Below are 19,512 nucleotides of genomic sequence, written 5' to 3' on the forward strand. Positions count from 1 at the left end.
GCCAACGGCCGGCGCTACCTATTCTTCGTAAATCATCGTGCGGCTCATGCCGCCATCCACAATATGGTCCTGACCGGTGATGAAGCCGGCCAGGTCCGACAGCAGAAACACCGCCAGTGCGCCGATATCCTCCGGCTGCCCGACGCGTCCCACCGCATGCTGCGCGTGGTCGCGCTTGGACAGCTTCGGCGTGCGTCGGCGCGAGGGTGCCTGCCATGCATCGGTGGTGATCCAGCCGGGGCTGATGCTGTTCACCCGCACCTTCGGCCCGGCGCTGATCGCCAGCGCATGCGTGAACGCCACCAGCCCACCTTTGGCGGCCGCATAGGCTTCACTGTTCGCCTCGGACTGCCACGCGCGGGTCGAGGCGATGTTGATGATCGCACCGCCCTGCGCGTTCAAGGCGGGCAGGGCGTGCTTGCTGCACAGGAACGCCCCATGCAGGCTGGACAGGCGGCGCTGCCATTCGGTCATGCTCATCCCGGCCAGCGGCGTGCCGTGCGCGCTGGCGATGCCCGCGTTGTTGACCAGTCCGTCGATGCGGCCGAAACGCTTCAGCGTCGCCTTGATCAATGCCTGCACACTGCGTTCGCTGGCCACGTCCGCGCGCTGGAATGCAGCGCGTTCGGGCAGGTTCCACTCCTTCAGGCAGGCCTTGCCGGCATCGGCATCCAGGTCGGCAATCATCACGCTGCCGCCTGCACCGAGCACGGCCTGCGCAATGCCACGGCCCACACCCTGTGCACCGCCAGTGACCACCACCACGCGGTCGCGCAGCGGTTGTGCGGGCCAATCGGCAATGGGCGGGGTCAGTGGCATGGCGGGGTGTCCTTGCGGCCGAGCAGGCGCGTCCAGCCCTCCACGCCCAGCTTGTCGAGCGTGGCGATGTTGCGCTCCACGATCACATCCGGGTCCGGGAACGCTGCGACCGCACGCTCCACGCTGTCCTCGCGCAGCAGATGCAGGGTGGGGTAGGGCGCGCGGTTGGTGTAGTTGCTCACATCGTCTGCGGCCACACCGGCGAACTGGTACTGCGGATGGAAGCTGGCCACCTGCAGGATGCCCTGCAGGTCCAGCGCTTCGATGGCGGCGTCGGCGTTGTCCAGAAAGTCGTTGTAGTCCAGGAAGTCGGTCAGGACCTCCGGATGCACGATCAGCGTGGTGTCGATCTGCTCGGCCGGGGTGTCACGCAGCAGCACCAGCTCCTCGGCGAGCTCTTCCAGCAGCGCTTCGGGCGTGGTGGCGTCGCTGAGCACGAAGCGCACCTGTTCCTTCACGTACACCGCTTTGGCGAACGGGCACAGGTTCAGCCCGATCACGATGTTTTCCAGCCACTTGCGGGTGTCGGCAATGGGATCGGAGGCGTCGTTCATCTCAATCACGGAAATTGTCGAACTGCAGCGGAATCTCGAAGTTTTCCTTCTTCAGCAGTGCAATTGCATCCTGCAGGTCATCGCGCTTCTTGCCGGTCACGCGCAGCTTGTCGCCGTTGATCTGGCTTTCCACCTTGAGCTTGGCTTCCTTGAGCTTGGCCGCGATCTTCTTTGCGATCTTCTGTTCGATGCCCTGCTTGACGGTGACGTCCTGGCGCGCGCCGCCGAGGTTGGTGAGGATGTCGCCAAACTCCAGACAGCCGGCATCGATCTTACGGGCGGTCAGGCGCTGGCGGAGGATCACGGTCATCTGCTCCAGCTGGAACTCGCTCGGCGCGCTCTGCTTGATCACGCTGTCTTCCAGCACGAACTTGGCGTCCACGCCCTTGAAGTCGAAGCGGGTGGACAGCTCGCGGTTGGCCTGGTCGACGGCATTGGTCAGCTCGTGGGTGTCGACTTCGGAAACGACGTCAAATGACGGCATGGGCATACTCCAGCAGAAGAAGCGGCCATTCTAACCGCCCGGGCATGGACGGCCCGCCAAGGCCGGCGATAATGGGCCATGAACACGCTCAAATCCCCGACCCGGGCCGTCTTCTGGATGCTGGCCGCGGTGGCCTGCTTTTCCCTGATGGACGCCGGCATGAAGCAGCTGTCCGGCAGCTACGCCACCTTGCAGGTCACCTTCCTGCGCGGGGCCGCCTCGCTGCCGTTCGTGCTGGTGTGGGTGCTGGCCACGGCCGGCCCGCGCTCGCTCATTCCGGTGCGCTGGGGCCTGCACCTGCTGCGCGGCGTGCTCGGCATGACCATGATCGGCTGCTTCGTGTTCGCGCTGCGCAGCCTGCCGTTGTCCACTGCGTACACCATCTACTTCGTGGCCCCGCTGCTGATCGCCGCATTGTCGGTGCCGCTGCTGGGTGAAACCGTCGGCCCGCGCCGCTGGGTGGCGATCGGCATCGGCCTGGTCGGGGTGCTGGTGGTGCTGCGCCCAGGCGTGGACGGCTTCATCTCCGTCCCCGGCCTGATGGTGCTGCTGGCAGCCACCGCCTATGCCGTGGCTGCGATCACGGTGAGCATGCTGACCCGTACCGATACCCCGCAGTCGATGGTGGTCTGGTTCCTGGCCCTGCTGGCGCTGGGGGCAGGGCTGCTGGCGATCACCGACTGGCAGCCGCTGCAGTGGGGCCACGCCGGCCTGATCGCAGGGATGGGGCTGGCCGGTGCGGCCGGGCAGGTGGCCCTGACCCGGGCCTTCCAGCTGGGCGAGGCCTCGCTGATCGCGCCACTGGAATACACCGGGTTGGTCTGGGTGATTGGCTGGGACGTGCTGTTCTGGGGCGTGCTGCCGGACGGCTATACCTGGCTGGGCGGGGCCATCATCGTCGCCTCCGGGCTGTACCTGCTGCACCGCGAGCGGGTCCGCAAGGTGGCCGCCCCGGCCCCGCTGGACCACCCGTAGGCCCCGTCGGACAGGCGAAGACGTCACCTTATAAGCAAACGGAATATGATTCCTCAATGCCACGCGGGCCAGGACCGTCTTGCGCTGGTAGGCTGCACGCCCCCTCCCATCGATGCCCGGTTGATCGCCACGTGATCGAGTTCCAGCGCCTGCACAAATCCTATGCCGTCGGCGGCCGCGCGATCGCCGCGCTGCAGCCGCTGGACCTGACCATCGAGGCCGGTGAGGTGTTCGGCATCATTGGCCATTCCGGGGCAGGCAAGTCGACCCTGATCCGCCTGATCAACCGGCTGGAAGAGCCCAGTGGCGGGCGCCTGCTGATCAATGGCGAGGACGTCACCGCGCTGGACGCCGACGGGCTGCGCGCGCTGCGCCGGCGCATCGGCATGATCTTCCAGCACTTCAACCTGCTGTCCTCGCGCACGGTGGCGGGCAACGTGGCGTTCCCGCTGGAGCTGGCCGGTACCCCGCGCGCGGAGATCGATGCCCGCGTGGCCGAACTGCTGCACACCGTCGGCCTGGAAGCACATGCAAACAAGTACCCGGCGCAGCTGAGCGGCGGTCAGAAGCAGCGCGTCGGCATTGCCCGCGCCCTGGCCACCCGCCCGCAGATCCTGCTGTGTGACGAGGCCACCAGCGCGCTGGATCCACAGACCACCGCCTCGGTGCTGAACCTGCTGGGCCAGATCAACCGCGAGCTGGGCCTGACCATCGTGCTGATCACCCACGAGATGGACGTGATCCGCCGCGTCTGCGACCGCGTGGCCGTGCTCGACGCCGGCGCGCTGGTGGAAACCGGTCCGGTCACCGAGGTGTTCCTGCACCCGCAGCACCCGACCACGCGCCGCTTCGTCAGCGAGTCCGAACACATTGACGAAGGTGTGCTGCACAAGGACTTCGAAGCCGTGGCCGGGCGCATCGTGCGCCTGACCTTCCTCGGCGGCGACACCTACGAACCGCTGCTGGGGCGCATCGCGCGCGACACCGGCGTGGACTACAACATCCTGTCCGGGCGCATCGACCGCATCAAGGACACCCCGTACGGCCAGCTCACGGTGTCGCTTGTCGGTGGTGACGTGCAGGCCGCGCAGGCCGGCTTCGTGGCCGCGGGCGTTCACGTGGAGGAACTGCGCCGATGAACCCTGTTGCTGCTGCCGACGGCTTCTTCCGTCATCTGGATGCCGCCAAGTGGGGCGACATCGGCCAGGCCACGATCGACACCCTGCTGATGCTGGGCGGCTCGCTGCCGCTGACCCTGCTGATCGGCCTGCCGCTGGGCGTTCTGCTGTTCCTCACCGGCTCACCGCAGCTGCACCGCAAGCCGGTGCTGTACGGCGCGTTGGCACTGGTGGTGAACCTGCTGCGCTCGGTGCCTTTCATCATCCTGATGATCGTGCTGATTCCGATCACCCTGTGGATGATGGGCACCTCGCTGGGCGTGCGCGGCGCGATCGTGCCGCTGGTGATCGGCGCTGCGCCGTTCTACGCCCGTCTGGTCGAAACCGCGCTGCGTGAAGTGGATCGCGGCGTGATTGAAGCCAGCCAGGCGATGGGGGCCACCACCTGGCAGCTGGTCACCCGGGTGCTGCTGCCCGAGGCCCGGCCCGGCCTGATCGCCGGTGCCACGGTGACCGTGATCGCCCTGATCGGCTTCACCGCGATGGGCGGTGCAATCGGCTCCGGCGGCCTGGGCGACCTGGCCTTCCGCGACGGCTACCAGCGTTCGCACACCGACGTGGCCCTGGTCACCGTGGTCCTGCTGCTGGTGCTGGTGCAGGTCCTGCAGATGCTGGGCGACTGGCTGGTGACGCGTTACACCCGCAAATAACCCGTAGAGCCACGCCCTGCGTGGCTGCTGTGGATATGCCGGCCAGCGGCCGGCCCTATCGGGATTGGCGATTGATGTTGTCTATACCGTGACCGCCGTCCGTGTTATATTCCGTTTCACGTAATACGTTATTCGGAATGATCCAGTCGTTCCGCTGCCGCCATACGCAATCTTTGTTCGAAGGCCGGTGCCCTCGGCCGTTCCGCAACTTCCGCGCGGCGGCCGAGCGCAAGCTGCAGATGCTCGATTCGGCGCAGACCCTGGACTTTCTGCGCAGTCCGCCAGGAAACCGGCTGGAGGCGTTGTCAGGCAATCGGCGCGGACAGTACAGCATCCGTATCAATGCGCAATGGCGGGTGTGCTTCGTATGGACCGATGCCGGTGCCTGCGATGTCGAGATCGTTGACTACCACTGAGGTGCCCACCATGAGCCGTCCTACCAACAAGCTACGGGCCATTCATCCGGGCGAGGTGCTGCGGGAAGAATTCCTGCTGCCGCTGGAGTTGAGCATCAATGCGCTGGCAAGGGCGCTGGATGTGCCCGCCACGCGTCTGCACGCCATCGTGCATGAGACCCGTGGCATCACCGCCGATACGGCGGCCCGCCTTGCGCGTCACTTTGGCGGTGACGCAGCGTCATGGCTGGCGCTGCAAGCCGAGTACGACCTGAAGACGCTGGCCACCTGGGCCGAAATCGAAAGTCGCGTACAGCCGCGCGTGGCGGCCTGAGCCGCTCAACGGACGTTCGGAACCTCAAAGCCCAGCCGGTCCACCTGTTCCTTGTGCTGCGGCACGCGCTTGAGCTTGTCGGTGTTGACCCCGTACTGGTCGCGCAGGCGGGTGGCCAGTTCCTTGTACAGCTCTTTGTCCATGTCCGGCTGGCGGGCGAAAATCCATGCCATTTCGCGGCCGGGGTAGCCCAGCATCGCCCAGGAGTAGTCCGGGGCCACTTCCAGCACGCGGGTGTGGGTGGGCACGACCTTGTAGAACCAGGTGCGCCAGTTGTGGTTGCCGCTCTTCTCGTCCACCGAGGCGCGCACGGTCAGTTCCTGCAGCGGCTGCGAGAAGCCGTCGCGATAACGGTAGGTGATCGAGACCTTCTGGTCGCCGCGCAGGGCGTATTCGTTGACGCTGGCCACATGGCCGCGCTCGACCGGGTTCGGGACCCGCCCGATCACATACCAGGTGCCCATGAAGCGCTGCAGGTCGATCGGCGCGCCAGGCCCGGTGGTGGCGACCTCCGCCGGCGGCGTCGGCTTGGCGTCGCCGAACGCGCAGGCGGACAACAACGACACCAGCGAGATCAGCAGGACAGCGCGAAGCGGGCGGTTCGAGGACATGCGGTGGCGGGCTCCAGAGGCGTGCAGGGGCATGGTGGGTAAGACAGCGGAGAACGTCAATGGCGGTTGTTGCATCAATGTGGCCGATTGCGCAAAAAGGTCGCAGTCTGTGAGATCAGGGCAGGGCAAGGTGACGCATCACTTTCGCACGGAGCCGTGTCATGTCCCTGTCTTCTTCGCGTCGTTCCCCGCGTTCACCCTCCACGGCGCGGCATCTCGACGCACCGCACCCCCAGGTCCTGCGGGCGGTCCAGCAGGTCGCGCTGGCCGGGCTCGCGCTGGTGCTGGTATGGCCGGCCGCGCGCGGCTACAGCCAGTGGCTGGGCTGGCTGCCGATGTGGCTGGTCGGCATGCCGCTTCTGGCCTGGTGGGCCTTGTACCGGTTCCGCCTGCCGGCCGCGCTGCTGGCCCGGCAGAACACCCGTCGCCGCGGCCCGCAGGCGCGCCGTCGCAGCCGTACGCTGGCGCGACGGGCGCGCCCTGACCTTCGACAGGGGGGAGCCGGGCAGGCGGTGTGATAGCGTCGGGGGGATATGACCGCCTGGAGCCGCAATGTCCCGATTCGCTTCCGCCTGCCTGGTGGCAGGTCTGATGTCCGCTGGTGCGGCAGGAGCCGCCATGGCCGCTGAATCCCCCGCTGATCCATACGCCTGGCTGGAAGACGTCACCGGCGAGAAGTCGCTGGACTGGGTAAAGCAGCAGAACGCCAAATCCGAGGGTCGCCTGGCCCAGACTCCGGCGTTCAAGCAGATGGAAGCCAGCATCCGCGAGGTGCTCGATTCGGACGCCAAGATTCCGGGCGTGCAGAAGATCGGCGACTACTACTACAACTTCTGGAAGGACAAGCAGCATGAGCGCGGCCTGTGGCGGCGCACCACGCTGGACGAGTACCGCAAGCCGGCCCCGAAGTGGGAAACCGTGCTGGACCTGGACGCGCTGAACAAGGCCGAGAACGAAAACTGGGTGTGGCACGGGGCCGAGTGCCTGCGTCCGGACTACAGCCGCTGCCTGATCGCGCTGTCGCGCGGCGGGGCCGACGCCGACGTCACCCGTGAGTTCGACCTGACCAGCAAGACCTGGATCAAGGACGGCTTCTTCCGCCCTGAATCCAAGGGCGGGCTGGGCTGGATCGACCGTGACACGGTGTTCGTATACACCGATTTCGGCGACGGCAGCATGACCACCTCCGGCTACCCGCGCATCGCCAAGCTGTGGAAGCGCGGCACGCCGATGAGCAGTGCCAGCGTGGTGTACGAAGGCAAGGCCGATGACATGTACATCGCCGCGCTGCATGACGACACCCCGGGCTTTGAGCGCAACCTGGTCAGCCGCACCCTGGCGTTCTACAACAACGAACTGTACCTGCGTGGCGACGACGGCAAGCTCACCAAGATCGACGCGCCGAACTCGGCGGAAAAGGGCCTGCGCAAGCAGTGGCTGACCCTGGAACTACGCGAGCCGTGGACCGTGGGGGGCAAGACCTACACCGCCGGTTCGCTGCTGATCACCAAGCTGGACGATTTCATTGCCGGCAAGCGCGACTTCGAGGTCCTGTTCGCCCCGACCGACACCACCTCGCTGGCCGGTTCGAGCTGGACCAAAAATCATCTGGTGCTGAACGTGCTGGAGGACGTCAAGAGCCGCCTGCAGGTGCTCACCCCCACCGCCACCGGCTGGGAGAAGAGCGACTTCGTGGGCGCGCCGTCGTTTGGCACCGTCGCCGTGGGCGCGGTCGACGCCGACGAAAGCGATGCGGTGTGGATGACCGTCACCGACTACCTGACCCCGACCACGCTGGCGCTGGCCGAGATCGGCAAGCAGCCGGAAGTGCTGAAGACCATGCCGGCGTTCTTCGATGCCGAGGGCAAGGTGATCGAGCAGCACTTCGCCACCAGCAAGGACGGCACCCACGTGCCGTACTTCGTGGTGCATGCCAAGGACATGAAGCTCGATGGCTCCAACCCGACCCTGCTGTATGGCTACGGCGGCTTTGAGATCTCGCTGACCCCGTCGTACTCCGGCGGCATGGGCCGGGCCTGGCTGGAAAAGGGCGGTGTGTACGTCGTCGCCAACATCCGTGGCGGCGGCGAATATGGACCGCGCTGGCACCAGGCGGCGCTGAAGCAGAACCGCCACAAGGCCTATGAGGACATGGCCGCGGTCGCCCGCGACCTGGTCACCCGCAAGATCACCTCGCCGAAGCACCTGGGCGTGCAGGGTGGCAGCAACGGGGGCCTGCTCACCGGCAACATGCTCACCCAGTATCCGGAGTTGTTCGGTGCGGTGGTGATCCAGGTGCCGCTGCTGGACATGAAGCGCTACAGCCACCTGCTGGCCGGTGCCTCGTGGATGGCCGAGTACGGGAACCCGGACACGGCGGATTGGTCCTACATCCAGACCTTCTCGCCGTACCATCTGTTTGACCCGAAGAAGTCGTACCCGCCGGTGCTGTTCACCACCTCGACCCGCGACGACCGCGTCCACCCGGGCCACGCCCGCAAGATGGCGGCGAAGATGATCGAGGCTAACAAGGACGTGACCTACTACGAGAACATCGAGGGTGGTCACGGCGGTGCGGCCAACAATGCACAGGCCGCGCACATGTCGGCACTGGCGTACAGCTTCCTGTGGGAACGCCTGAAATAAACCCGCGTGCCGACCAACGGTCGGCACCTACCGGCGGGTAGCCACCGACCGTTGGTCGGTGGACATCTCCGGGTGGTGGGGCGTTACGTTGGCTCCACCCCATTTTGAACGCCGCGCAGCGATGCGCGGCGTTTTTTTACGTCAACCCAAACGCTCCAAGCCACGCCGGATCCGCGCCACCGCTTCCTGCAGCCGCGGAATCTCCTGCGTGTACGCCAACCGCACATGCTGGTTCGCGCGGTAATGCCCGAAATCCAGCCCCGGCGTGAACGCCACATGCTCGGTTTCCAGGAAGTGCGCACAGAACGCCTGCGCGTCATCGGTGAACGCGCTCACATCGCAGTACAGATAGAACGCGCCCTGCGGCTCCACCTCGATGCGGAAGCCCAGCTCCCGCAACGCCGGCAGCAGGTAATCACGCCGTGCCTGGAAGGCATGTCGGCGCTGCTCGAAGATTACCATCGTCTCCGGCTCGAAGCACGCCAGCGCCGCATGCTGGGCAATGCTGGACGCGCTGATGTACAGGTTCTGCGCCAGCTTCTCCAGCTCCGGCACGGCCTGCGGCGGAGCCACCAGCCAGCCCAGCCGCCAGCCGGTCATGCCGAAATACTTGGAGAAACTGTTCAGCACGAACGCGTCGTCGTCCACCTGCAGCACGCTCGGCGCGTCCATGCCGTAGGTGAGGCCGTGATAGATCTCATCCACCACCAGATGCCCGCCGCGTGCCTTCAACGCCTGCGACAGCCCGGTCAGCTGTGCGGCATCAAGCACGGTGCCGGTCGGGTTGGCCGGTGATGCCACCAGCGCGCCGACACTGGCCGCGTTCCAGTGCGTGTCGACCAGTTCCGGGGTGAGTTGATAGGCGGTCTGCGGGCCGACCGGCACCAGCTGCGCAGCGCCTTCCACCAGGCGCAGGAAATGCCGGTTGCACGGGTAGCCCGGGTCGGCCAGCAGCCAGTGCCGGTCGGGGTCCACCAGCAGGCTGCTGGCCAGCAGCAGTGCGCCTGAGCCGCCGGGCGTGACCAGCACGCGTTCCGGGTCCAGGTCCACGTTGTAGCGTTGGCGGTAGAAGCCGGCGATGGCTGCGCGCAATGCCGGCAAGCCGCGCGCGGCGGTGTAGCGGGTGTGCCCGGCGGCCAGTGCGGCCTGGCCGGCACGCACGATCGGCTCAGCGGTGGTGAAGTCCGGTTCGCCGATTTCCAGGTGGATCACATCGTGGCCCGCCTGTTCCAGCGCCTGCGCGCGGGCCAACAGGGACATGACGTGGAACGGGGCGATGTCGTGGCTGCGTCGGCTGAAGCCTGCCGGGGGCAAAGAGGTGCTCATGCCGGTGATGATAGGCGCATGCCGCTGCCCGCGGCTTGCCCCGCGCTGTCCGTGCAACCACACTCGGGGGACAGGGATGCCATTGCAATCACCCGAAAGGCCCCAATCTTGTGAAACCTGCCCTCTGCTTACTGGTAGCCAGTCTGATGACCTCCACCGCGAACGCCGCCCCCGTGCTGACCCCGCCTGACGCCGAGAAGCGCCCGCACACGGTGAAGGCTCCGTTTGGCGCCACCCGCAGCGATGACTATTACTGGCTGCGTGACGACAAGCGCGAAGACAAGGCGATGCTGGCCTATCTGAATGCGGAAAACGCCTACACCGACCAGGTGATGGCCCCGCTCAAGCCGCTGGAAGACACGCTGTACAAAGAGATCGTTGCACGCATCAAGCAGGACGATTCCAGCGTGCCGGCGCGTGATCGCGGCTATTGGTACTACACGCGTTTCGAGACCGGCAAGGACTATCCCATCCAGGCGCGCCGCAAGGGCAGCATGGACGCACCGGAAGAGATTCTGCTGGACGTCAACCAGATGGCCGAAGGCAAGAACTATTTTAATGTCGGCGACGCCGACGTCAGCCAGGACAACCACCTGCTGGCCTGGGCCGAAGATGACGTCGGTCGCCGCCAGTACGTGATCCGCTTCAAGGACCTGCGCACCGGTGAAGTGTTGCCGGACCGGATCGAGAATGTGTCCCCCAACGTGGTCTGGGCCGATGACAACCGCACCCTGTTCTACGTGGAGAACGACCCGGAAACCCTGCTCACCGTGCGGGTGAAGAAGCACGTACTGGGTACGCCAACTGGCAGCGACGTGCTGGTCTACGAGGAAAAGGACGACAGCTTCTACATGGGCATCGGCCGCACCCGCGACGACCGCTTCCTGACCATCGAACTGGACAGCACGGTCAGCTCGGAAACCCGTTTCGCCCCGGCTGCCGATCCGCAGACCTTCAAGGTGCTGGCACCGCGCGCACGCGACGTGGAATACAGCGCCGATCATTTCGGCGGCCGCTGGGTGATCCGCACCAATGACGCCGGCGCGAAGAACTTCAAGGTCGTCACCGCGCCGACCGACAGTACCGCCCGCAGCCAGTGGACCGACTGGGTGGCGCATGATGACAGCGTGCTGGTGGAGGGCTTCGAGTTGTTCGATACCTTCAGCGCGATTGCCGAGCGCTCCAATGGCCTGGAGCGGATCAAGCTGCTGTTCGCCGACGGCCGCCAGGAGTACGTGAAGGCCGACGAGCCGGCGTACTCCATGGGCATTGCCGCCAATCCGGAAGCGGACAGCGTGTGGCTGCGTTACGCCTATGATTCGATGACCACGCCCACCACCACCTATGAGCTCAACACCGCCACCGGTGAGCGTCGCCAGCTCAAGCAGCAGCCGGTGCTGGGCTACGACCCGTCGCAGTACACCACCGAGCGCGTGTGGGTGACCGCGCGTGACGGTGCCAAGGTGCCGGTATCGCTGGTCTACCGGAACGGCTTCAAGAAGGACGGCACCGCGGCGCTGTACCAGTACGCCTACGGCAGCTACGGCATGTCGATGGACCCGGGCTTCAGTTCCAGCGTGGTCAGCCTGCTCGACCGCGGCGTGGTGTACGCCATCGCGCACATCCGCGGCGGTGAGGAAATGGGCCGCGCGTGGTACGAGAACGGCAAGCTGCTGCACAAGCAGAACACCTTCAACGACTTTGTCGATGTCACCCGTGAACTGGTCCGCCAGGGGTATGCCGCCAAGGATCGTGTCGCTGCCTCTGGCGGCAGCGCCGGCGGCCTGCTGATGGGGGCGGTGGCCAACCAGGCCGCGCAGGACTATCGGGTGATGGTGGCGCAGGTGCCGTTCGTCGACGTGGTCACCACCATGCTGGACGCCAGCATTCCGCTCACCACCAACGAGTACGACGAGTGGGGCAATCCGGAGCAGCGCGAGTACTACGACTACATGCTGAAGTACTCGCCGTACGACAACGTCAGCCGCCAGGCCTACCCGGCCATGTTCGTCGGCACCGGGCTGTGGGACTCGCAGGTGCAGTACTGGGAGCCGGCCAAGTGGGTGGCCAGGCTGCGTGACGACAACACCGGCAGCCACCCCATCGTGTTCCGCACCAACATGGAGGCGGGGCACGGCGGCAAGTCCGGTCGCTTCCAGCGCTACCACGAGCTGGCCGAGTCCTATGCCTTCGTGCTGGACCAGCTGGGCGTGACCGTGCCTGCGGCCCACTGACGACGGTAGTGCCGGCCGCTGGCCGGCACCCCGGCATTGCCCGTTCATGCAATCGGCACACCGGTCCGGCGGCCCCTCGCTATACTCGGGGCATGAGCATCCCCCATCGCAGAATCCTCCTGATCCCGCTGGCAGCGCTTGCGCTGCTGTCCCTTTCGGCCTGTGGCAACAAGGGCCCGCTGGTCATGCCGCAGAAGCCGGTCCCGGTGGAAGAGCAGGTGGTCGATCCGACCGAAGAAGCCGTGCCGGCCGACACCGACGCCACCCAGGACCCGCCGGTGGTGCCGGACCCGGTCGAACCGCAGCTGGATGACGATGACGGCAATGAGTAAGTCGGCTTCCTCCGCCCTGCGCTTCACCAAGATGCACGGTGCCGGCAACGATTTCGTGGTGCTGGATCTGCGCGACGGCACCCCCGCGCCGACCCCGGCACTGGCCGCCCAGCTGGCCAACCGCCACACCGGCGTTGGCTGCGACCAGATCCTCACCATTGAACCGCCGCGTGAAGCCGGTTCGGTGGCCGCTTACCGCATCTGGAATTCGGACGGTTCGCAGTCCGAACAGTGTGGCAATGGCGCGCGCTGCATCGCCGCGTGGCTGGTCCGCGACGGTGCCGCCGAAGGCAGCACCTTCAACATTGACAGCCCGCTGACCACCCACGCCATCGAGCGCATTGGCGATGACCAGTACGCGGTGGCCATGGGCGTGCCGCGCTTCGAACCGGCCCAGGTGCCGCTGCTGGGCTTTGCCCGTGCACGCGAGGAATACCTGCTGCCGCTGCAGGGCGACCAGGTGCGTTTCGGCGCGGTGTCGATGGGCAACCCGCATGCCGTGGTCGAGGTCGGTCTGGTCGACGCTGCCCCGGTCGAACGGCTCGGGCCGCTGCTGCAACAGCACGCCAGTTTCCCGCAGTCGGTCAACGTGGGCTTCGTGCAGGTGCTGGACCCGCAGCATGCACGTCTGCGCGTTTACGAACGTGGCGTCGGCGAAACCCTGGCCTGCGGCAGTGGTGCCTGCGCCGCGGCGGTGGTGATGATGCAGCGCGGCCGTCTGCAGCGTGACGCCGTGATGTCGCTGCCCGGTGGTGACCTGCGCCTGCGCTGGCCGGCTGACGACGCCCCGGTGGTGATGTCCGGCCCGGCCGCCTTTGTCTTTGAAGGGGAGTGGATCGCATGAGTGACACCGCCGAGAAGATCGGTGCGCATGAAGTGGCCTCCTGGCTGCGCCGGCACCCGACCTTCCTCAAGCAGTTTCCCGACCTTTCGCTGACCCTGGTGGTGCCGCGCGATGATGGCCCCACCGCGTCGCTGGCCAGCTACCAGCTGGAAGTGCTGCGCGACAAGAACCGCGAGCTGTCGCGGCGGCTCGCCGATCTGGCTGCCAACGCCCAGATCAATGAGCGGCTGGCGGTGCGCACCCATCAGCTGACCCTGGCGCTGATGAAGCAGCGCACGGCCGCTGACACGCTGCGGGCAATGGCCGCGTCTCTGGAAGAAGATTTCGCCGGCGATCTTGTGCGACTGGTGGTGCTGCGCCCGGTGGAAGGCCTGGAGCAGGCTCCGTGGCTGCAGGTGCTGGCCGAAGACAACCCGAAGCTGGCAGCGTTCCGCGACTGCCTCAAGGATGGCGAGCCGATCTGCGGCCGCCTGCATCCGGAAAAGAACGCGGTGCTGTACGGCGAACGCGTGGACGAAGTGCAGTCCAGCGCGCTGCTGCCGCTGCCGGGCATCGGCCTGATCGCGGTCGGCAGTCATGACGGCAATCGCTTCTATCCCGGCATGGGCACGCTGTTCCTGCGCATGATGGGCGAGGCGCTGGCCGTGGCGTTGTCGCGCTTCGATCCGGCCTGAACGTCACGGGGCAGCCCTCATGAGCGCGGTACAGGAGTTCCTGGGGCATCTGCAGGTGGAGCGCCGCGCCTCGGCGCACACGCTGGATGCGTACCGCCGCGATCTGGAGGCCCTGAGCGGGTGGGCGGACGCGCAGGGTTCACAGCCTGAAGGTCTGGACGCTGAGCACCTGCGTCAGTTCATTGCGGCTGAGCATCGACGCGGGCTGGCCCCGAAGTCACTGCAGCGGCGGCTGTCGGCCTGCCGCAGTTTCTACGCCTGGTTGCTCAAGCACCACCGCATTGACGTCAGTCCAGCGGCTACGCTTAAAGCCCCCAAAGCACCGCGCAAACTGCCGCAGGTGCTCGACGCTGACGAAGCCGTGCAGCTGGTGGAACTGCCCACCGATGCGCCATTGGGGCTGCGTGACCGCGCGCTGCTGGAGCTGTTCTATTCCTCCGGCCTGCGACTGAGTGAACTGTGTGCGCTGGTGTGGCGCGACCTCGATTTCGCCACCGGTCTGGTCAATGTGCTCGGCAAGGGCAACCGCCAGCGCCGGGTGCCGTTCGGCCGGCATGCGCGTGAAGCCCTGCAGGGCTGGCGTGCGGAGAGCGGGGCGGGCGAGGCGCAGCCTGTGTTCCCGGGGCGCAAGGGCGGCCCCATCACCCAGCGTGCGGTGCAGATCCGCATCCGTCAGCTGGCCCAGCGCCAAGGCCTGTTCAAACATGTGCACCCGCACATGCTGCGGCACAGTTTTGCCAGCCACATCCTTGAATCGTCTGGCGACCTGCGCGGCGTGCAGGAGCTGCTGGGGCATGCTGACATCGCCACCACCCAGATCTATACCCACCTGGATTTCCAGCACCTGGCCAAGGTGTACGACGCCGCTCATCCCCGCGCCAAGCGGCGCAGCGGTGGCAACGAAAGCTGAACCGAGCGCTTGAAGCCTCCGGCAACGACCCCACCTCAGTCTTTGTCACCCCGGAGGCTCCATGGACCCCAGTCAGAACCCCACCGTATTCCACGCCACCACCATCGTCTGCGTTCGCCGCGGCGAGCACGTGGCCATTGCCGGCGACGGCCAGGTCACACTGGGCCACACCGTGATGAAGGGCAACGCGCGCAAGGTGCGCCGCCTCGGCCGCGATGGCCAGGTGCTGGCCGGTTTTGCCGGTGCCGCCGCCGATGCCTTCACCCTGTTCGAGTTGTTTGAAGCCAAGCTGGAAAAGCATGGCCAGCTGACCCGTGCGGCGGTGGAGCTGGCCAAGGATTGGCGTACCGAACGTCGCCTGGGCAAGCTCGAAGCGCTGCTGGCCGTGGCCGACAAGGAAACCTCGCTGATCATCAGCGGCACCGGCGATGTGATCGAACCGGAAGACGGCATCATCGCCATCGGCTCCGGTGGTTCGTACGCGCTGTCGGCCGCTCGCGCCTTGATGGCGCATACCGAACTGGACGCGCGCACGATTGCCAGCGAGGCGATCAACATCGCGGGCGATATCTGCATCTATACCAACCGCAACGTTGTCGTTGAGGAGCTTTGAGCATGCCGCATTCCCATGATTCCTCCTCGTCGACCATGACCCCGCGCGAAATCGTGCAGGAGCTGGATCGTCACATCGTCGGCCAGCACGACGCCAAGCGCGCAGTCGCCATCGCGCTGCGTAACCGCTGGCGGCGCATGCAGCTGCCGGATGCGCTGCGCAATGAAGTGATGCCGAAGAACATCCTGATGATCGGCCCGACCGGCGTCGGCAAGACCGAAATCGCGCGCCGTCTCGCTACCCTGGCCAACGCACCGTTCGTGAAAGTCGAAGCCACCCGCTTCACCGAAGTGGGGTATGTGGGCAAGGATGTGGAGCAGATCATCCGTGATCTGGCCGACACCGCGGTCAAGCTGTACCGCGAGCAGGCCAAGGTGCGCGTGCGCACCCAGGCTGAAGAGCGTGCCGAAGACCGCATCCTGGACGCGCTGCTGCCGCGCCGCAGTGGCGGCATCGGCTTCGATCCGGAAGCCGCACGCAACGAGCCATCGTCGCAGGACAACGAAACCCGCATCAAGTTCCGCCGCATGCTGCGCAATGGCGAGCTGGACGAGCGCGAGATCGAGCTGGATCTGGCCGCGAACGTCAGCATGGACATCATGACCCCGCCGGGCATGGAGGAAATGGGCCAGCAGCTGCGCCAGATGTTCTCCAACCTGGGCGGTGGCAAGGCGCAGAAGCGCACGCTGACGATCAAGGCCGCGCGCCCGCTGCTGGTGGAAGAAGAAGCCGGCAAGCTGGTCAACGAAGACGACATCCGTACCGCTGCCATTGAAGCGTGCGAACAGCACGGCATCGTGTTCATCGACGAAATCGACAAGGTGGCCAAGCGCGGCGACAACGTCGGTGGCGGTGACGTCTCGCGCGAAGGCGTGCAGCGCGACCTGCTGCCGCTGGTGGAAGGCTCGAACGTATCGACCAAGTACGGCACGATCAAGACCGACCATATCCTGTTCATCGCCTCGGGCGCGTTCCACCTGGCCAAGCCCAGCGATCTGATTCCGGAGCTGCAGGGGCGCTTCCCGATCCGGGTGGAGCTGGGTGCCTTGAGCAAGCAGGATTTCGTCCGCATCCTGACCGAGCCGAAGGCAGCGCTGACCAAGCAGTACGAAGCACTGCTGCAGACCGAAGGCGTGTCGGTGAACTTCACTGCCGACGCAGTGGACCGTCTGGCCGAGATCGCCTTCCAGGTCAACGAGCGCCAGGAAAACATCGGTGCCCGCCGTTTACACACGGTGCTCGAACGCCTGCTGGATTCGCTCAGCTATGAGGCCCCGGACCGCGACGGCGAAACCATCGCCATCGATGCCGCATACGTGGACAAGCACCTCGGCGAGCTGGTCAAGGACCCGGACCTGAGCCGGTACATCCTGTAATCCGCTTGGATTGCATGCATTACGTGGGGCCGGGCTTTGCCCGGCTTCATGCTTTTTGGCGAACAGCCGGGGGTCACTGGTTTCCGTGTTTGGGCGTGCCGGGGTGGGTTTGCGGGACACGCCGTGAATACATCCCTGTAGGCTCGTCAAAAACATCCATGTTTTTGACGGTCCCGCAAACCCACCCCGGCACGCCCCAGACAGTTGGCCGGTGGCCATGGGAAATGCCACAGCCACATGCTTTTGATTTCCGATGGCCACCGACCCACTGTCGATGGCGGGTCTGGATGGGCTGGAGGGGGCGTGAGCCGCATGGATGCGGCGATCGAGCTTACATGGACGTACTTGCAGCGTCCCCCGGAACGCCCATCCCGATCCGCCAAGCCAAGGATGCCGTGAACCGAGGGCTGTTCGCACGAATCCAACAGCAGCCGGGCAAGCCCGGCTCTACGTAGCCCACGCAAGTGCCGAAAATTGGGTACTACGCCTCGTCCTCAGTCGGCAAGGCTTCCGGCGGCGAGCCCGGCACGAACACGCCCGGCAGCACGAAGGCGCTGAAGATCGCATCGAGGGTCTCGGCACCGTCGCGCTGCAGGTCGAACAGCTCCGGTTCCAGCATTGCGCTGTACAGCACGCCGGTCAGGCTGGTGCTGATGATGCGCGCCACCGTGTCCACATCCACGTTCGGGCGCAGCTGGCCCAGGTCGCGCGCGCGCTGCATCGCTGCGGCGATGATGCCAAGCTCCTCGCGCGAGGCTTCGCGCTGCAGCTCCTGCATGGCCTGGCTTTCCACCGATAGATCGTTGCGCAGCATGATCTCCATCATGTTGCGCAGGCGCTCGTCTTCGGCCAGCTCCTGGAATGACACCAGCAGCGCTGAGCGCAGGTCCAGTACCGGCGTCGTGCGCTTGGAGGACGCCGTGCGGCGCAGGCGCTCGATGAACGGAATGCGCTCGCGGTCGATCATCGCGGTCAGCACTTCCGTCTTGTTCTTGAAGTGCCAGTAAACCGCGCCCCGGGTGTAACCCGCGCGCTCGCCAATCATCGCCAGGCTGGTGCCGGCGACCCCGAACTCATGGAAACAGGCCTGGGCCGCGTCGAGGATGCCCTCGCGGGTGGCCATGGCCTCTTCTTTGGTTTTTCTGGCCATTGCGCTCTGTGCACGTGCTGGATGAAACCGGCCTGAATTGTACCCGTTTACAAACAAACATGCATGTATGTATATTTACGCCCCACTGATCCTCGGTGAGGTCTGCCCGTTTTCACGAGAGCGGGCCCGGCGGGTGATCCCAACCTTTTGCGGTCCAGCTGTCGTTCTGACGCGCCCTGGCGCGTCGAGCCCAGACCGGCCCCTTCCTTTTTCTGTTTGCTGCGAGCCCCCACCATGTCATCCACCCGTTATCGTTACCTCGCACTGTCCCTGGCGGTTGCCCTGAGCCTGTCCGCCTGTGGCGGCGGTGAGCAGGAAGGCCAGCAGGGCGGTCCCGGCCAGGTCACCGTTGCCACCCTCAAGAGCGAGCAGGTCGGCCTGACCCGCGAACTGCCCGGCCGTACCAACGCTTTCCTGGTCGCCGAAGTGCGTCCCCAGGTGAGCGGCATCGTGGCCAAGCGCCTGTTCACCGAAGGCGGCCTGGTCAGTGCCGGCCAGCCCCTGTACCAGATCGATGACGCCAGCTACCGCGCCCAGGCCAACAGCGCCCGCGCCCAGCTGGTCCGCGCCGAGGCCACCGCCAACGCCGCGCGCCTGAGCGCCAAGCGCATCACCGAGCTGGCCAAGGTCGACGCGGTCAGCCAGCAGGATCTGGAGAACGCCGTCGCCGCACAGAAGCAGGCCGACGCCGATGTCGGTGCCGCCAAGGCCGCGCTGGACGCCGCCAACGTCACCCTCGGCTATGCCCGCATCACCGCGCCGATCGCCGGCCGCATCGGCAAGTCCAGCGTCACCCAGGGTGCGCTGGTCAGCGCCGGCCAGGCTGACGCGCTGGCCACCGTGCAGCAGCTCGACCCCATCTACGTCGACCTGACCCAGTCCGCCGCCGAACTGCTGGAACTGCGCCGCGAGCTGGCCGCCGGTCGCCTCAAGGACAACCAGACCCTGCCGGTCACCATCCTGCTCGAAGACGGCAGCGAGTTCTCGCACAAGGGTACGCTGGAGTTCTCTGAAGTCAGCGTTGATCCCAGCACCGGCAGCTACGCGCTGCGGGTGAAGGTCGACAACCCCGACCAGGTGCTGATGCCCGGCATGTACGTGCGTGCCGTGGTCGGCAGCGGCGTGCGTGAGAACGCGCTGCTGGTGCCGATGCAGGGTATTGCCCGCGATGCCAAGGGCGATACCACCGCCATGGTGGTCGGCAAGGACAACAAGGTGGAAGTCCGCCCGGTCAAGGTCAGCCGTGCATTGGCTGACAAGTGGCTGGTCGAGGACGGCCTGCAGCCGGGCGACAAGGTCATCGTCGAAGGCCTGCAGAAGATCCAGCCGGGCATGCCCGTGCAGGCCACCGAGAAGGGCGCAGCTCCGGCTGCGCCGGCAGCTGCCGCCGCCGGCAAGCAGTAAGCG

Annotated in this window: 21 protein-coding genes; 15 read left to right on the forward strand and 6 right to left on the reverse strand. The window is 66.1% G+C overall.

Translation table 11 applies throughout. The features are described from left to right. Positions 1–18 precede the first annotated feature (18 nt). Genes RT551_RS05120 through RT551_RS05130 form a run of 3 tightly spaced genes read right to left on the reverse strand, consistent with a single transcriptional unit; the run spans position 19 to position 1,857 of the window. On the reverse strand, positions 19–819 hold the full coding sequence (locus RT551_RS05120; RefSeq protein ID WP_313456153.1) for an SDR family oxidoreductase: 801 nt from the start codon (positions 817–819) through the stop codon (positions 19–21). Beyond that, on the reverse strand, positions 810–1,373 hold the full coding sequence (locus RT551_RS05125) for a DUF1415 domain-containing protein (protein WP_311192649.1): 564 nt from the start codon (positions 1,371–1,373) through the stop codon (positions 810–812). The genes RT551_RS05120 and RT551_RS05125 overlap by 10 nt, the downstream gene beginning before the upstream one ends. 1 nt (position 1,374) lies before the next feature. Beyond that, complete coding sequence (locus RT551_RS05130) at positions 1,375–1,857, reverse strand: YajQ family cyclic di-GMP-binding protein (protein ID WP_125360636.1); 483 nt, start codon at positions 1,855–1,857, stop codon at positions 1,375–1,377. 78 nt (positions 1,858–1,935) lie between these two features. Here RT551_RS05130 and RT551_RS05135 point away from each other — a divergent pair, with 78 nt between their 5' ends. The 5 genes from RT551_RS05135 (at position 1,936) to RT551_RS05155 (ending at position 5,389) form a co-directional block, all read left to right on the forward strand. Continuing rightward, positions 1,936–2,832, forward strand: a complete 897-nt coding sequence (locus RT551_RS05135) for a DMT family transporter (protein ID WP_313456155.1) — start codon at positions 1,936–1,938, stop codon at positions 2,830–2,832. Between the two features lie 131 nt (positions 2,833–2,963). Beyond that, a complete protein-coding gene (locus RT551_RS05140; RefSeq protein WP_313456157.1) occupies positions 2,964–3,971 on the forward strand; it encodes a methionine ABC transporter ATP-binding protein in 1,008 nt (335 codons plus the stop codon). Then, entirely contained in the window at positions 3,968–4,660 is a 693-nt protein-coding gene (locus RT551_RS05145; RefSeq protein WP_282297296.1) for a methionine ABC transporter permease, read from the forward strand. The genes RT551_RS05140 and RT551_RS05145 overlap by 4 nt, the downstream gene beginning before the upstream one ends. A 137-nt stretch (positions 4,661–4,797) precedes the next feature. After that, positions 4,798–5,076, forward strand: coding sequence for a type II toxin-antitoxin system RelE/ParE family toxin (locus RT551_RS05150; protein WP_313456159.1), 279 nt, complete (start codon positions 4,798–4,800; stop codon positions 5,074–5,076). A gap of 10 nt (positions 5,077–5,086) precedes the next feature. Beyond that, the gene (locus tag RT551_RS05155; protein ID WP_313456161.1) at positions 5,087–5,389 is read left to right on the forward strand and encodes a HigA family addiction module antitoxin; all 303 of its coding nucleotides are present in this window, start codon (positions 5,087–5,089) and stop codon (positions 5,387–5,389) included. 5 nt (positions 5,390–5,394) lie between these two features. Here RT551_RS05155 and RT551_RS05160 read toward each other — a convergent pair whose 3' ends face one another. Continuing rightward, positions 5,395–6,000 (reverse strand): lipocalin family protein, encoded by a 606-nt coding sequence (locus RT551_RS05160; protein WP_313456162.1) that lies wholly within the window; start codon positions 5,998–6,000, stop codon positions 5,395–5,397. 161 nt (positions 6,001–6,161) lie between these two features. On the opposite strand from RT551_RS05160, the gene RT551_RS05165 reads away from it, so the two are divergent. Both RT551_RS05165 and RT551_RS05170 read left to right on the forward strand, forming a co-directional pair. Continuing rightward, complete coding sequence (locus tag RT551_RS05165; protein ID WP_313456164.1) at positions 6,162–6,518, forward strand: hypothetical protein; 357 nt, start codon at positions 6,162–6,164, stop codon at positions 6,516–6,518. A gap of 34 nt (positions 6,519–6,552) precedes the next feature. Then, on the forward strand, positions 6,553–8,646 hold the full coding sequence (locus RT551_RS05170; protein WP_313456166.1) for a prolyl oligopeptidase family serine peptidase: 2,094 nt from the start codon (positions 6,553–6,555) through the stop codon (positions 8,644–8,646). A 141-nt stretch (positions 8,647–8,787) separates the two neighbouring features. Here the strand turns inward: RT551_RS05170 and RT551_RS05175 are convergent, their stop codons facing one another. Further along, entirely contained in the window at positions 8,788–9,972 is a 1,185-nt protein-coding gene (locus RT551_RS05175; RefSeq protein ID WP_313456167.1) for a pyridoxal phosphate-dependent aminotransferase, read from the reverse strand. A 110-nt stretch (positions 9,973–10,082) separates the two neighbouring features. Here RT551_RS05175 and RT551_RS05180 point away from each other — a divergent pair, with 110 nt between their 5' ends. The 7 genes from RT551_RS05180 (at position 10,083) to hslU (ending at position 16,955) form a co-directional block, all read left to right on the forward strand. Then, complete coding sequence (locus RT551_RS05180) at positions 10,083–12,206, forward strand: S9 family peptidase (RefSeq protein ID WP_313456169.1); 2,124 nt, start codon at positions 10,083–10,085, stop codon at positions 12,204–12,206. A gap of 92 nt (positions 12,207–12,298) precedes the next feature. Then, complete coding sequence (locus tag RT551_RS05185) at positions 12,299–12,538, forward strand: lipoprotein (RefSeq protein ID WP_313456170.1); 240 nt, start codon at positions 12,299–12,301, stop codon at positions 12,536–12,538. Next, positions 12,531–13,382, forward strand: coding sequence for a diaminopimelate epimerase (gene dapF / locus RT551_RS05190; RefSeq protein ID WP_311192637.1), 852 nt, complete (start codon positions 12,531–12,533; stop codon positions 13,380–13,382). The genes RT551_RS05185 and dapF overlap by 8 nt, the downstream gene beginning before the upstream one ends. After that, the gene (locus RT551_RS05195; protein ID WP_313456172.1) at positions 13,379–14,056 is read left to right on the forward strand and encodes a DUF484 family protein; all 678 of its coding nucleotides are present in this window, start codon (positions 13,379–13,381) and stop codon (positions 14,054–14,056) included. The genes dapF and RT551_RS05195 overlap by 4 nt, the downstream gene beginning before the upstream one ends. Positions 14,057–14,075: 19 nt before the next feature. After that, on the forward strand, positions 14,076–14,966 hold the full coding sequence (gene xerC / locus RT551_RS05200; protein ID WP_313456174.1) for a tyrosine recombinase XerC: 891 nt from the start codon (positions 14,076–14,078) through the stop codon (positions 14,964–14,966). Between the two features lie 61 nt (positions 14,967–15,027). Then, positions 15,028–15,579: an ATP-dependent protease subunit HslV gene (hslV, locus tag RT551_RS05205; RefSeq protein ID WP_070209155.1), complete on the forward strand. Its 552-nt coding sequence runs from the start codon at positions 15,028–15,030 to the stop codon at positions 15,577–15,579. A gap of 2 nt (positions 15,580–15,581) precedes the next feature. Continuing rightward, the gene (gene hslU, locus RT551_RS05210) at positions 15,582–16,955 is read left to right on the forward strand and encodes an ATP-dependent protease ATPase subunit HslU (RefSeq protein WP_313456175.1); all 1,374 of its coding nucleotides are present in this window, start codon (positions 15,582–15,584) and stop codon (positions 16,953–16,955) included. Positions 16,956–17,436: 481 nt separating this feature from the next. On the opposite strand, the gene RT551_RS05215 is transcribed toward hslU, so the two are convergent. After that, positions 17,437–18,105, reverse strand: a complete 669-nt coding sequence (locus tag RT551_RS05215) for a TetR family transcriptional regulator (RefSeq protein ID WP_313456177.1) — start codon at positions 18,103–18,105, stop codon at positions 17,437–17,439. 234 nt (positions 18,106–18,339) lie between these two features. Between RT551_RS05215 and smeD the strand changes: the two genes are divergently transcribed. Next, positions 18,340–19,509, forward strand: coding sequence for a multidrug efflux RND transporter periplasmic adaptor subunit SmeD (gene smeD, locus RT551_RS05220; RefSeq protein WP_313456179.1), 1,170 nt, complete (start codon positions 18,340–18,342; stop codon positions 19,507–19,509). Positions 19,510–19,512 lie beyond the last annotated feature (3 nt).

The sequence above is a fragment of the Stenotrophomonas sp. genome (assembly GCF_032103445.1).
Classification (GTDB): domain Bacteria; phylum Pseudomonadota; class Gammaproteobacteria; order Xanthomonadales; family Xanthomonadaceae; genus Stenotrophomonas.